At 37.6% G+C, this 12,468-nt stretch carries 15 protein-coding genes and 1 pseudogene; 11 read left to right on the forward strand and 5 right to left on the reverse strand.

The genetic code is table 11. The features are described 5' to 3' along the window. Positions 1–22: 22 nt before the first annotated feature. From ACY650_RS09135 to recF, 3 genes are read right to left on the reverse strand one after another with little or no spacing between them, the layout of a single operon-like run. A complete protein-coding gene (locus tag ACY650_RS09135) occupies positions 23–1,894 on the reverse strand; it encodes a DUF4139 domain-containing protein (protein ID WP_462253957.1) in 1,872 nt (623 codons plus the stop codon). 47 nt (positions 1,895–1,941) lie between these two features. Next, positions 1,942–2,232 carry a DciA family protein gene (locus ACY650_RS09140; protein WP_462253959.1) on the reverse strand — a complete coding sequence of 97 codons (291 nt, stop codon included), beginning with the start codon at positions 2,230–2,232 and terminating at the stop codon, positions 1,942–1,944. A 7-nt stretch (positions 2,233–2,239) separates the two neighbouring features. Continuing rightward, a complete protein-coding gene (recF, locus tag ACY650_RS09145; protein WP_462253961.1) occupies positions 2,240–3,301 on the reverse strand; it encodes a DNA replication/repair protein RecF in 1,062 nt (353 codons plus the stop codon). A gap of 58 nt (positions 3,302–3,359) precedes the next feature. Here recF and pdhA point away from each other — a divergent pair, with 58 nt between their 5' ends. From pdhA to ribH, 3 genes and pseudogenes are all read left to right on the forward strand, one after another. Next, positions 3,360–4,376, forward strand: a complete 1,017-nt coding sequence (pdhA, locus tag ACY650_RS09150; protein WP_462253963.1) for a pyruvate dehydrogenase (acetyl-transferring) E1 component subunit alpha — start codon at positions 3,360–3,362, stop codon at positions 4,374–4,376. Positions 4,377–4,503: 127 nt separating this feature from the next. Next, the gene (locus ACY650_RS09155) at positions 4,504–5,199 is read left to right on the forward strand and encodes a tetratricopeptide repeat protein (RefSeq protein ID WP_462253965.1); all 696 of its coding nucleotides are present in this window, start codon (positions 4,504–4,506) and stop codon (positions 5,197–5,199) included. 82 nt (positions 5,200–5,281) lie between these two features. Next, a pseudogene (gene ribH / locus ACY650_RS09160) lies at positions 5,282–5,763 on the forward strand (6,7-dimethyl-8-ribityllumazine synthase). On the opposite strand, the gene ACY650_RS09165 reads toward ribH, so the two are convergent. After that, positions 5,760–6,299, reverse strand: a complete 540-nt coding sequence (locus ACY650_RS09165) for a hypothetical protein (protein WP_462253967.1) — start codon at positions 6,297–6,299, stop codon at positions 5,760–5,762. The pseudogene ribH and the gene ACY650_RS09165 overlap by 4 nt on opposite strands. Next, positions 6,300–7,802, reverse strand: a complete 1,503-nt coding sequence (gene gpmI / locus ACY650_RS09170) for a 2,3-bisphosphoglycerate-independent phosphoglycerate mutase (RefSeq protein ID WP_462253969.1) — start codon at positions 7,800–7,802, stop codon at positions 6,300–6,302. Between the two features lie 98 nt (positions 7,803–7,900). Here gpmI and ACY650_RS09175 point away from each other — a divergent pair, with 98 nt between their 5' ends. The 8 genes from ACY650_RS09175 (at position 7,901) to ACY650_RS09210 (ending at position 12,411) form a co-directional block, all read left to right on the forward strand. Continuing rightward, positions 7,901–8,272: a DUF4783 domain-containing protein gene (locus ACY650_RS09175; protein ID WP_462253971.1), complete on the forward strand. Its 372-nt coding sequence runs from the start codon at positions 7,901–7,903 to the stop codon at positions 8,270–8,272. A gap of 42 nt (positions 8,273–8,314) precedes the next feature. Beyond that, positions 8,315–9,172 carry a carboxylating nicotinate-nucleotide diphosphorylase gene (gene nadC / locus ACY650_RS09180; protein WP_462253973.1) on the forward strand — a complete coding sequence of 286 codons (858 nt, stop codon included), beginning with the start codon at positions 8,315–8,317 and terminating at the stop codon, positions 9,170–9,172. Between the two features lie 53 nt (positions 9,173–9,225). Beyond that, positions 9,226–9,705 carry a YcxB family protein gene (locus ACY650_RS09185; RefSeq protein WP_462253975.1) on the forward strand — a complete coding sequence of 160 codons (480 nt, stop codon included), beginning with the start codon at positions 9,226–9,228 and terminating at the stop codon, positions 9,703–9,705. Between the two features lie 5 nt (positions 9,706–9,710). Next, positions 9,711–10,046 carry a regulatory protein RecX gene (locus tag ACY650_RS09190; RefSeq protein ID WP_462253977.1) on the forward strand — a complete coding sequence of 112 codons (336 nt, stop codon included), beginning with the start codon at positions 9,711–9,713 and terminating at the stop codon, positions 10,044–10,046. Between the two features lie 20 nt (positions 10,047–10,066). Continuing rightward, complete coding sequence (locus ACY650_RS09195; protein WP_462253979.1) at positions 10,067–10,186, forward strand: hypothetical protein; 120 nt, start codon at positions 10,067–10,069, stop codon at positions 10,184–10,186. 76 nt (positions 10,187–10,262) lie between these two features. Then, positions 10,263–10,772 carry a hypothetical protein gene (locus ACY650_RS09200; RefSeq protein WP_462253981.1) on the forward strand — a complete coding sequence of 170 codons (510 nt, stop codon included), beginning with the start codon at positions 10,263–10,265 and terminating at the stop codon, positions 10,770–10,772. 5 nt (positions 10,773–10,777) lie between these two features. Next, the gene (locus ACY650_RS09205) at positions 10,778–11,800 is read left to right on the forward strand and encodes an ATP-grasp domain-containing protein (RefSeq protein ID WP_462253983.1); all 1,023 of its coding nucleotides are present in this window, start codon (positions 10,778–10,780) and stop codon (positions 11,798–11,800) included. Then, a complete protein-coding gene (locus ACY650_RS09210; protein ID WP_462253985.1) occupies positions 11,797–12,411 on the forward strand; it encodes a LysE family translocator in 615 nt (204 codons plus the stop codon). Before ACY650_RS09205 ends, ACY650_RS09210 begins: the two co-directional genes overlap by 4 nt. The last annotated feature ends 57 nt before the right edge of the window (positions 12,412–12,468 follow it).

Below are 12,468 nucleotides of genomic sequence, written 5' to 3' on the forward strand. Positions count from 1 at the left end.
TATTCTGCTTCCCCAAACATTGCTAGTCTAATTCAACCCGTTCATGTTTCGGATATTTAACCTGATAGGTTAGCTTTTTATCTTGAATCTCTTTTGGTTTTAAATTCATTTTCCAACTTATTTCACCCGTTTCTTCGTTAAGATCACCCCCACTTTTTTCTTCTAATGAAACAGATATAGAGTTAATAACCGGAATTGGGATTTGATCAAAAACAGTCAAATTCACTTGATGATCCTTTTGATTCATTACTTTGATCTGATACGCTCTACGTTCTACTTTATTACCCCCAATTAATTTGCGCTTGGTAAACTCTTCGAGAGGTTCTCTACTAATTGCTATGCTTTTATCTCTTCCTAATGAAATGTCTAAAGTATCTCCAAAAGCATCAGGATTTAATATTGTCTGCCCTACAAAAGTGCCTTCGAAGAAAAGATTAGCTTCGCCTTCCAATAAATTATATTGATTCCAGTCTGTCAACTCGGCAATTAAAAAAGCGTCAGTATCTATTTTTGGGATGCTGTAATACTTATAATTCGCATCCAGGTCATGCTTCTTTAGATCTACCGTCAATCGTTGACCAGTAGATTTGATTGAATAGGGGAGTTCAACCTCAAATACAAACGAAGTAGTTTTTTGCACGACTCGAGTAGTTATAACTTCTGCTTTAGGCTTTGGAGCTCTGTAGCTGCTACTCCTTGATACTCCACCTCCATATCCTGTTACTACTACCTCTTGCAATTCGGTCATACCTCCTAACGTAACATCAATGTTTGATCTGTTGCCAACTTTCATTTCTTGAGTATCAAATCCGACGTATGAGAAGACAACCTTATCGTCTCCAGAGACTAAGATTTTATAGTTCCCATCTAAATCCGTTGTTGTTCCTGTTGTAGTTCCTTCTATTACCACGTTTACACCTGGAAGTGGTTCTCCTGTATCATCAGTGATTTGGCCAGTGATCGAACGATATTGATTTTCATCATATGTTAAAGATGAAATGTTGCTGTAATCACGCTTTTGATAGCGAGTGTTTCTCTCGAAGTTCAAAAACCATGTTTTTAAATTAGGCAGTACTCCACTTTGATTTGGGTCTGCAGTAGATAGTTGCAGTTTCACATTCTTCCAATCTATACCCGTGTTTTGATAAACATCCGCCTTATATTCCAAAAGCATTGGTTTTTCTATGCTTTTGACACGAATGTCATATTTGGGAAACCAACCGGCATTTTCTACCGGATAAACAATTTTGAAATTGCCTGTGGTAGCGTTTTCTGCCTTAACTCTTATATGCACTTCAGAAGTAGGTAGTGTTTTTCTATTTCTATTGACGTTTATTTCATTTAGGACTTGTACTTTTTCTACCTCCAGTTTTTTGATCTGAAGTTGATTGTCTAATGAACTGGATTTTATCTCAGTTACTTCTTTTTCAAAATACTCGACAGCGCCCTTAAGGTTTTCTAGAGAGACGCCAGCGTTTCCACCAAAATCATCGTTTGAGTGTAGCAGATTCAACCGTTCATTTAAAACCTCTTGTTTGATTCTAATTCTGGAAATTTTTAGATCAAGTTCATCTACTATCTGCTCTAAGCTATCAATTCTTTTGTCATTTTTAAGAGACTCAAGATAATTGAGCTTATGATTGACTGAAAGAATAATGAAATCTCCAGTTGCTTTTGCTGTGATGCTTTTGGAGTTAATGTAAGGTGAAAGACCAGATGCTTTTATAATAGATTCACCTTTTGGGATTCTTGTTGTTCCTGTTCTGGTTATCTCCGCACCTTGGATAAAAACTGTGACGTCTTTGATTTCAGTATTAAGAGTAAGTTCTCTGGCGTCTTGGCCTACTGCGAATCCTAGCGATAGGAAGAAGAAGGTTTGTATAATATGTTTCATGGCTTTTTTCATTGAGATGAAATAGCCATACAGATTCCATAAAAAAATTATAAAAACCTCACATCCTCAATCTCACCTTTCCCAATTTCCTTCTCTATTAGATCAATGATTTGTGATTTGGAGTTTTGCATTTCATTCTTGAGAGGAGCTGAGGAAAGCTTTACGAAGAGTATTTTTTTGCTAAAATAGACTTGAGTTGTCCTTGAAGAAATGGTCTTGCCCATAATACGTTCCCAATCAGCAATGACTTGCTTTTGCTTGTAAGTGTTTTCTAAGTTTTCCTCTTTAAGGAATCCTTGAAATGCGTTTCGGAAACTTTTAATTGGATCTTCGCTCATGGCTGCATCAAAGATCTATAAAGTTGATCGCTTTCTCATTCTTGAATAGCTCTTTACTGCGATCTTTTCTTGCGTCGGTAATAAATATCTGCTGAAATCGCTCATTATTTAGAAGAAGAGATACCAATAGTTGGATTCTGGAATCATCGAGTTTGTCAAAAATATCATCCAGCAATAAAAGAGGCTTGATTCCGGTTTGCTCACGCAGAAAATCGTTTAATGCCAGTTTCAATGCTATAATGAATGTCTTTTGCTGACCTTGTGACCCAAACTTTTTTATGAGCTCACCATCAAGCAAAAACTCAAAATCATCTCTGTGTGCACCAAGCATTGTTCTTTGCATGATTTGATCCTTACCTCTATTTTCTTTGAACCTTAATTCAAAGGACTGGTCAACATGTGATTTGAAATTCAGTGCTGGTGACTCATTACCATCATGGAGGTCAGAATAGTTTTTGATTAGGTAAGGGAGAAATGTTTCTTGCAGCTTGCTTCGTTTATTTGAAATTGAAATTGCAAGAGGAATAAGCTGATCATCATAGGTATCAAGGAGCTGTGTGTTTATTGCTCGACCTTCATTCTGTTTCAAAAAACTGTTGCGTTGCTTTAGCAGCTTATTGTATTGCAGCAAAGATTTCAGGTATTCGGAATCAAATTGAGAAAGTGCTCCATCAAAGAACTTTCTTCTTTCTTCACTTCCCCCCTTGATCATTGAGGTATCGTCAGGTAAAACAATTACTAAAGGGACTTTACCAATGATGTCACTTAGTTTTTCAGGTTCTTGTCCGTCTATCTTTAATGTCTTGACTTTTCCCTTTTCAAATTGTAGAGCTGTAGTCATTTCACTATATGTACCGAACACAGTAAAAGCTCGCTGATCGTGAGTAATGGTAAGTTTGTCTTGCGATCCAATAGCACTTTTCGTAAAGGACAAATAATAAATCGCATCAAGCAAATTGGTTTTCCCTACTCCGTTTTTGCCCAGGATGCAATTGATCCTTTCTCCGAACTCGAAAGTCGATTCGGGGTGATTCTTAAAGTATGTAAGCCTTAGGCTTTTTAGGATCATGGTTTTTTGGAGTAATTTCGCTATCCGTTTAGCAAATTAAATCAAACAATTGGGTCCTATGGCGGCTAAAAAGACAACAAAAAAAGCAAATGAGTTTTCTAAAGAACAATACATGGAGTGGTTTCGCTCTATGATGTTGATGAGGAGGTTTGAAGAAAAGGCAGGGCAGCTTTATGGTCAGCAGAAAATTCGAGGATTTTGTCACTTATATATTGGTCAAGAAGCGTGTGCTTCTGGAGCAGTTTCTGCACTAGAAAAAGACGACAAGTGGATTACTGCTTATAGAGATCACGGACATCCGCTAGCGCTAGGAACAGACCCAGGTCGTGTAATGGCAGAGCTCTATGGAAAAGCAACAGGAGTTTCCAAGGGTAAAGGTGGATCTATGCACATGTTTGATAAAGAAGTAAACTTCATAGGTGGTCATGGTATTGTTGGTGCGCAAATTCCTTTGGGAGCAGGTATTGGTTTTGCAGAGCAATATAAAGGCACCAAAAACCTATGCATTTGCTACATGGGAGATGGAGCTGTTCGTCAGGGAGCCTTGCACGAAGCATTCAATATGGCCATGACTATGAAAATGCCAGTAATTTTCGTAGTAGAAAATAATGGCTATGCGATGGGTACATCCGTAGAAAGGACGTCAAATGTTACGGAGCTTCATACTTTGGCTGAGGCATACGATATGCCTTCTGCGCCAGTAGATGCGATGAAAGTCGAAGATGTTCATAATGCAGTAGCCAAAGCTGCTGAAAGAGCTCGAAAAGGAGATGGGCCAACTTTCTTAGAATTTAGAACTTATCGATATAAAGGACATTCAATGTCTGATCCGGCTAAGTATAGAACTAAAGAGGAGCTAGAAGAGTATAAACTTCAAGATCCTATCGAACAAGTTAGACAGACAATAATAAAGAATAAGTGGGCATCAGAGGATGAATTGAAAGATATCGATAAGGGAATAAAGGAGGAAGTATTGAAATCAGTTGATTTTGCTGAAAATTCCCCTTGGCCGGAAGCGAGCGAGGCCTATACTGATAATTATGTCGAAAACGATTACCCGTTTGTCAACACATAATTGCCTGACAACCTTACACATGTGAACAAAAAATATATCTTTGCGTCCGCAAACGCGGAAACGCTTATTTATTAATTGAAAATATCTGGTATTCTAAGCATAAAAGAATGCCTAACGATGAAACAAAATGGCAAAAGGAAAAAAGAAAGATGAAGGTGTTGAGATCCTAGAGGATCCAAATGCAATCGTTGATAAAGCCAATGAGTTTTTTAGCAGCAAGAGAAATAAAGCAATGGTATTTGGCATTGGTGGAGTTCTTGCGCTTGTGATTGTTGGATTTGCTGCATACAACTACTATATAACCAATCAAAATAGGACCGCTCAAGAAGAGCTTTTCCAAGCTCAGTACTACTTTGATGCTGATAGCTTAGGCTTAGCTTTGAATGGAGACGGAAACAGCTACGGCTTCTTGGAAATCATGGATGAATTCCCAGGAACAAAAGCTGCGAACCTTGCAAGTTTTTATGCAGGGGCGTCTTACCTAAAATTGGGAGATTTTGATGGGGCAATTAGAAACCTTGAAAAATTTAGTAGCAGCGATTACTTATTACAAGGTCGTGCCTACTCTTTAATGGGAGATGCACACATGGAGCAAGACAATTTTTCTGATGCAATTTCTTTCTACAAGAAAGCAGTAGACTACAAATCAAATGAGTCCTTCACTCCTATTTACATGAAAAAATTAGCTACTGCTCAAGAGCAAAGTGGCAGTTTAGCAGATGCAGCGGCTACTTACGGAACAATTATTAGTGAGTATCCAAATGCAGCTGAAGTTAATGATGCTAAGAAGCAGAAGGCTAGATTAGAAGCTCTGGCTCAATAACAGAATAAAAAAATTTTCAAAAAGAGGTCATCTCAATTGGGATGACATTTTTTATTTGTAGAAACTTCATTCTTTTTGTTTTATGGCATCATCAGAAAAAAACTTAAGCGACGTTAAAATCAATCAATCATTAGATATCAGTAAAAATAAATTCGGTATCGTCGTTGCTGAATGGAATGAACAAGTCACAGAATCATTGTACTCCGGAGCATACCAGACATTAATCAACGCTGGAGCATCACGTGAAAATATTGAACGCATGAATGTTCCTGGCACTTTCGAACTAAGCCTGGAGGTCAGTGGATGGCAGAGCGTAGCGATATTAATGCAGTAATATGTTTAGGCTGTGTCATTCAAGGTGAGACACGTCACTTCGACTTCATTTGTGATGCTGTTGCCAATGGGATTACCAACTTGAATTTGAAATTCAATAAGCCGGTCATCTTTGGAGTGTTAACTACAGACAACATGAAGCAGGCACTTGATAGAGCCGGAGGGAAGCACGGAAACAAAGGAGATGAGGCATCAGCTACGGCAATAAAGATGCTAGAGGTGAAATACTAATTAGCAGTAACTTTAATAGTAAATTGAATGGTGTCTTTGAACATCATTTTTTGATATCCATCTATCAAAAATGAGTTGATCTTGCCATCTTTGAAATAAACCTTGAAGTCGCGATGATGTGTGTACACATCTTTAGCTTCATGAAAAGTGGCTCCTATTTTCAGGTATTCAGATCCTTCTTGGGAAAAAGAAACCATTTTTAACACTCCCTTTTCACCGTCTTTAAGAATTAGCTTTTGATTGGGTATGTTTTCAATCTTGTTAAAAGCTCCAATGTATCTGGGTTGATTAGGATTAATCTCTTTCAAAAAGAACAATTCATTTGCCCATTTAGAAGAGTCCATTTCTATAACTTGGGTCTCGTGTTGGCCATCTAGCATTACTTCTTTTTGAACGGATATCGCACCTAGAAGCTCTATTTGCTTTTCAAGTAACTCTTCGAAATCTGGATATTCGGGAATTGATACGGTTTCTGGTTTAATGTTTTGGCATTGAGCGAATACCAGAATGCAAATTACGTAACCAAGTTTTTTCATCTAGATTAAAATATCTCCTGTCATTTCTTCTGGAATATCGACACTCATTATTTTTAATATGGTTGGTGCAAGATCACCGAGTTTGCCGCTTTTCAATTCACCCTTGAAAGCTTTATCAACTACAATAAACGGAACAAGGTTCGTAGTATGAGCGGTATTCGGAGTTCCATCAGGATTAATCATCATATCTGAGTTTCCATGATCAGCTATAATAATTGAGAGGTAGTCGTTGTCCAATGCTGCGGAAACAACAGATTCTGCACAATGATCAACCGTTTCACAAGCCTTTACTGCTGCTTCGAAAACACCAGTATGCCCTACCATATCTGGGTTAGCAAAATTTAGACAAACAAAGTCTGCGGATTTTTCATTCAGCTCAGGAATGATTTTATCCCTGATATCCTCTGCACTCATTTCAGGTTTCAAATCATATGTCGCGACTTTAGGTGAAGGGCAAAGGATCCTTTTTTCCCCTTCAAATTCCTTTTCACGTCCTCCTGAAAAAAAGAAGGTAACATGTGGATATTTTTCTGTTTCCGCTATTCTAATCTGTTTCTTCCCGTGCTTTTCTAGCACCTCACCTAACGTCATGCTCAAATTATCTTTTCCATACATGACGTTCACAGCACTAAAAGAATCATCATAATTTGTCATTGTCACGTAGTGGAGGTCAAGTTTTTTCATCCCTTCGTCTGGAAAATCTTGTTGTGTTAATGCTTGCGTAATTTGACGTCCCCTATCTGTTCTAAAGTTGAAACAAATTACCACATCTCCATTTTCGATTTTGCCGTTTCCACAGACAATAGGTTTGATAAATTCATCTGTGACATCTTCCGAGTAAGATTCATTTACAGCTTGAATTGCATTTTCAGATTTCTTGCCGATACCATTTACCATTGCATCGTAAGCCAGTTTCACTCTTTCCCATCTATTATCCCTATCCATTGCATAATATCTACCTGTAATAGTAGCTATGGCTCCAGTTGTTGAGTTCATATGATCTTGAAGCTCCTCTAGGTATTTGGCTCCTCCTTTTGGATCTGTATCTCTACCATCAGTAAAAGCATGAACAAATACATTATTGAATTCTTGACTGTGAAATGTACTCAAGAGCCCTTTTAAATGGTTAATGTGCGAGTGAACACCTCCATCAGAAACCAGTCCAATCAAATGGATGGGCTTGTTATTTTCCCTGGCATAGTTGACAGCTTCTACTAAAGTTTTGTTTTCGGCTATAGAACCATCGGATACAGCATTGCTAATTTTCACTAAGTCTTGATAGACGATTCTGCCTGCACCAATATTCATATGACCGACCTCCGAATTTCCCATCTGACCATCGGGAAGGCCTACGGCTAATCCCGATGCTTCCAATGTATTATTTGGATACTGATTAAACGTTTGATCAATAAATGGTGTCTTAGCTTTATCAATTGCCGAAACAGTCTTGTCTTTGGCGATACCCCAACCATCAAGGATAAGAAGAATGACTTTCTTGTTCATACGGCAAATATAGAAGTGTCAATTTTTGAATGTAGTACCTTGATTGAATAAATTGGGCATGGTTTTTACTACATTGTATGCAAACAATTTAGATATTGATGAAAATGCTAATCCTAATTATGTCCTTTATTATGTCTCCTATACAGGAAGAGGCTGTTAAGGATATAGGAACTGCACTTAAGGCGGGGAGTTCGAAGGAGCTGATTAAGTTTTGTAATCAAACAGTGGAGATAAAGATTAATGGAGAAAGCTCAAACTATAGTAAAGCGCAAGCGGAAGTAGTATTAAGAGATTTCTTTTCCAAGAACCCACCTACAAACTTCACCTACATCCACCAGGGAGCTTCTCAAGGATTGAAATATACTATAGGGAGATATACGCACGATAATGGGGCGTATCGTGTTGTTATGTTTATTAAAAAAATTGACGATAAATACTTGATCGATACTTTGAATTTCAGTCAAGAGTAGCTTATTTCGTTACTCCACCCCCCGCTACTAATTTCCGCCGTAATGAATTTACCCTATTTAACCACGAAGAATATTAATGCGTTTATCAAGAATGCGCTAGCAGAGGATATCGGTGATGGAGACCATTCTTCACTTGGATCAATCCCAGAAAATGCAACTAGTGAAGCTCATCTCATCATTAAAGATGATGGAATGATTGCTGGATTAGAATTGGCAGAAAAGATTTTCAATCACATTGATAAAAACCTTGAAATCTCTTTCAACAAAAAAGATGGGGATCTCATTGAAAGCGGTGAGATTGGTTTTACTGTTAAAGGGAGCTCACGTTCAATCCTATCTGCGGAAAGACTGGTTTTAAATTGTCTCCAGCGAATGAGTGCAATTGCAACTTATACCCACCATATGAACCAACTGATAAAGGGCTCGAAAGCACGTCTTTTAGATACTAGAAAGACAACACCGTTGTTCAGGCTTGCAGAAAAATGGGCTGTGGTAATTGGTGGAGGCGTAAATCACCGATTCGGTCTGTATGATATGGTTATGCTCAAAGACAATCATATTGACTTTGCAGGAGGCGTAAAAAATGCCATTAATCAGACGGTAGCTTATTTAAAAGAAAACGATCTTCAACTAAATATTGAGATCGAAGTGAGAAGCTTAAAAGAGCTTGAGGAGGTATTGGAGGTTGGACAAGTAAATAGAGTAATGCTCGATAATATGCTTCCTTCTGATATTAGGCAGGCCATAAAGATGATTGGAGGGAGGTTCGAGACCGAAGCTTCTGGAGGTATTACTGAAAAAACAATTGCAGAAATAGCCGAAACAGGAGTAGACTATATTTCTGTTGGAGCATTAACTCATTCATACAAAAGCCTTGATATGAGTCTCAAAGCTATTTAAATTCTATATTCGCGGTGTAATCATTAATAGAAGTAGAAAAGAGCGAAAGAGTTATGATAGTAAGGACAAAAAAATATCAGCTTCCAACAAAAAAATATATTGGGATTGCCTTCAATGCAACATTAAAACAACAATGGTGGGTATTTCTAATTTATGGGGCTATTTGTAGTGGATATTTCCTAGTGCCTAATCATTGGTGGATCACAGGGGCAACAATTGCACTTTCACTTTATCTTCTTTTTTGGCTAATTCAATTTGCTGGGATTACTCAATTGGAGCAAGGAAAGTTTATGTTTCAAAAGCTTTCTTATGAAATTTCTTCGCAACAAATTCTAATCAAAATGAATGCGAAGCAGGGTATGCCAATGAAGTGGGATCAAATAAAAAGAGCAAAAAAAGGAAAAGACGCCTTTGTACTATTTGCTAGCAAGGCTCAGCTCGTCCATTTACCATTCAGAATATTCAACAATGAGAACGAGATTCGATTTCTAGAAACTGTTCTTAAGAGAAAAGGATATATCCCAGAAAAATAAATTAGATGTCTAGAAAAATAGACATCAAAGAAGCTAAACAGAAAGCTGGCCGTTTCTGTGCATTCAGAGAAAGGTCTCCCAATGAACTGTTTGAGAAAATTCAAAGTTGGGGCATTGCTGAAGAAAGTGCCGCCAAACTGGTGAATGAATTATCAAAGGAGGGCTATGTGGACGAGCAGCGATTTGCAAATGCTTTTTGCAATGATAAATTTGAATTTAATTCTTGGGGGAGGCAAAAGATAAAAGCTCACATATACGCTCATAAGCTATCTGATGAAGCTGTAAGAAGTGCTCTAGAAAGGATAGATCCTGAAAAATACTTTGAAAGACTTCTGAGCTAGCTACCTCTAAATGGAATCGTTTGAGTGATCAGGATGAGTTTAAGCGAAAACAAAAAACTGCTGCATACTTGTCTGGGAAAGGGTTTGAGATGGATTTGATCTGGAGTGCCATAGCTCTTCTAGAAAAGAAAAGTCCGTAGGAATACTTTTTAAGAGATTTTTAAAATCCGTGATCAAGAAAATCCGTATGTTTATTTTTGCATTTAATTGAATAATATGCTTCATACATCAGCTAAGGACCTACTCTCACAACTCGATCAGATCATTGAGTCATGTAAAGATGAAGATTTCGTTCGTCCGCTATCAGAGCTAAGCGATTCTACATTTGGTCAGCATATCCGTCATACCCTTGAATTCTTCATTTGTTTATTTGATGCGAAAAACAATGGAGTTGTTAATTACGATCAAAGGAAGCATGATACGCTTATTGAAACAGACAAGAAATTAGCACGTAGTGTCATTGCATCTATTAAAGACTTCATAGATAAAAATCAACAAGATTTTGAGCTGACATTTGAGGCAAACTATGCAGTAAGTGAGGAGACGAATGATACCATGAAAAGTAGCTTTTATCGTGAGCTATCATACAATATCGAACATGCAATTCATCATATGGCACTTTTAAAAGTAGCCGTTAAGCAGTCTCTTACTTATATTTCTCTTCCTGAGAATTTTGGAGTTGCCAGCTCTACAATTAGATATCGAGCGAGCACCAAGTCGAATTAACCATCTTGAAAAAATTACTAGTTCGGCTCCGTAATTGGGAGTATTGGCCCTTTTCCGTACTTTATTTTCCAATATTCTTTTACTATGCGTGGTTAATTATTAAGCACCGTTCATTCTTCTTTTTTACTGCTTCTAATCCTAGCATTGAATTTGGAGGAATGGTTGGAGAAAAGAAATCAGAAATTTTTGATCTTATCCCAGATCAATTCATTCCCAAAACAGTGTTGATTCAAAAAGGTGATTTAGAAAAAGCAGCCTACAATGCAGCACAAATTGGATACCCAATTATTGCAAAACCTGATGTTGGAGAGCGAGGTGCGTGGGTAAAAAAGATTAGCAATCAAGAAGAACTAAATGAGTATGTCGATTCTTGTCCGGTTAATTTTTTACTTCAAGAATTAGTTGATTATCCGATTGAATTGGGTGTATTCTTTATTAAATATCCTGGAAGTAAAGGCAGGGTTTCGTCGATAGTTCGAAAGGATTTCCTATCAGTTATTGGTGATGGTGACAAAACTGTAAATGAACTACTGCAAAATCATATACGCGCAATGATGACTGCTGATTTGGATAGCGACTTTATCAAGTTGATAGGATCAATTGTGCCGAAGAAGGATGAAAAGATGTTAATAGAACCGATTGGAAATCATTGTAGAGGCACTAAATTTTTAAGTGATAATCATGAAATTGACCAAGAACTTGATGACGCATTTGACCACTTAAGTGCTCAAATACCAGACTTTTATTTTGGCAGATACGATCTAAAGTGTGCATCCTATTCAGATCTCAAGAAACTCGAAAATTTTAAAATTCTAGAACTTAATGGTGCCGGTGCCGAGCCTGCTCATATTTATCAGCCTGGAAATTCACTTTTTAAGGCGTACCGTGACATACTTTGGCATTTATCTGTTTTATCAGATATTAGCCGCCTAAATCGGAAAAAGGGTCATTCCTATTGGAGTTTCAAAAGAGGCTACAAAAAATGGAGAGATCATCAAAGGTATAATCGCCTGTTAGCCAATTCATGATTTTACAAACACTAATTGTCGCATTCGTTGTGAGCTATATCGGCTCAATTCCCCCAGGGACTATTAATGTCTCTGTAATGCAGCTTGCGATTCTCAATAAAAGACGCGCGGCTGTGTTTTTTGCTTTAGCGGCATCAGTGGTTGAATTTGCATATGCTGGCGTGACTGTACAGTTTCACATCTTTCTTAATAACAATGAAGTCATTGCGGATTACTTCAGAATTATAACCTCTATTGCATTAATTGGACTTGGTCTATCCAACATCCTTTCAAAATCAACTGCATCTTCTGTAAAGGTTGATACTAAATTGACTGGTCGTCATGGTTTTGCAAGAGGTTTGCTTTTGGGTTTCCTAAACCCGATGACGATTCCGTTTTGGTTGGCTATTACAACCTATTTAGAAAATGATCAATGGATCAACGTTTCAGAATTTGGTTTTTGGATGTACCTCATTGGCCTTTCATCTGGTACTTTTTGTCTGTTGCTAACGGTAAATGCTTTGGGTAAGAGATTCTCTAAAATTTCGGACAACCAGTTTTTGGTGCACAAGGTGCCTGGTTTCCTACTATTAGGTTTAGGTATTTATTTTTTGTTAAAACTTGTTCTGTAAAAGCAAAGCCGACCAATATGTTGTGGCCGGCTTCGAGATAGTGAGTATCGTCTGTTA

Source organism: Ekhidna sp. (assembly GCF_963691765.1).
Taxonomy (GTDB): domain Bacteria; phylum Bacteroidota; class Bacteroidia; order Cytophagales; family Cyclobacteriaceae; genus Ekhidna.

Bases quoted from the DNA above. Each gene is read 5' to 3' on its own strand.
- ACY650_RS09200 (WP_462253981.1), top strand. From the start codon at position 10,263: ATGCTTCATACATCAGCTAAGGACCTACTCTCACAACTCGATCAGATC.
- nadC (WP_462253973.1), top strand. From the start codon at position 8,315: ATGAATTTACCCTATTTAACCACGAAGAATATTAATGCGTTTATCAAG.
- ACY650_RS09155 (WP_462253965.1), top strand. From the start codon at position 4,504: ATGGCAAAAGGAAAAAAGAAAGATGAAGGTGTTGAGATCCTAGAGGAT.
- ACY650_RS09165 (WP_462253967.1), bottom strand. From the start codon at position 6,299: ATGAAAAAACTTGGTTACGTAATTTGCATTCTGGTATTCGCTCAATGC.
- ACY650_RS09190 (WP_462253977.1), top strand. From the start codon at position 9,711: ATGTCTAGAAAAATAGACATCAAAGAAGCTAAACAGAAAGCTGGCCGT.
- ACY650_RS09140 (WP_462253959.1), bottom strand. From the start codon at position 2,232: ATGAGCGAAGATCCAATTAAAAGTTTCCGAAACGCATTTCAAGGATTC.
- gpmI (WP_462253969.1), bottom strand. From the start codon at position 7,802: ATGAACAAGAAAGTCATTCTTCTTATCCTTGATGGTTGGGGTATCGCC.
- ACY650_RS09175 (WP_462253971.1), top strand. From the start codon at position 7,901: ATGAAAATGCTAATCCTAATTATGTCCTTTATTATGTCTCCTATACAG.
- ACY650_RS09210 (WP_462253985.1), top strand. From the start codon at position 11,797: ATGATTTTACAAACACTAATTGTCGCATTCGTTGTGAGCTATATCGGC.
- ACY650_RS09185 (WP_462253975.1), top strand. From the start codon at position 9,226: ATGATAGTAAGGACAAAAAAATATCAGCTTCCAACAAAAAAATATATT.
- pdhA (WP_462253963.1), top strand. From the start codon at position 3,360: ATGGCGGCTAAAAAGACAACAAAAAAAGCAAATGAGTTTTCTAAAGAA.
- ACY650_RS09135 (WP_462253957.1), bottom strand. From the start codon at position 1,894: ATGAAACATATTATACAAACCTTCTTCTTCCTATCGCTAGGATTCGCA.
- recF (WP_462253961.1), bottom strand. From the start codon at position 3,301: ATGATCCTAAAAAGCCTAAGGCTTACATACTTTAAGAATCACCCCGAA.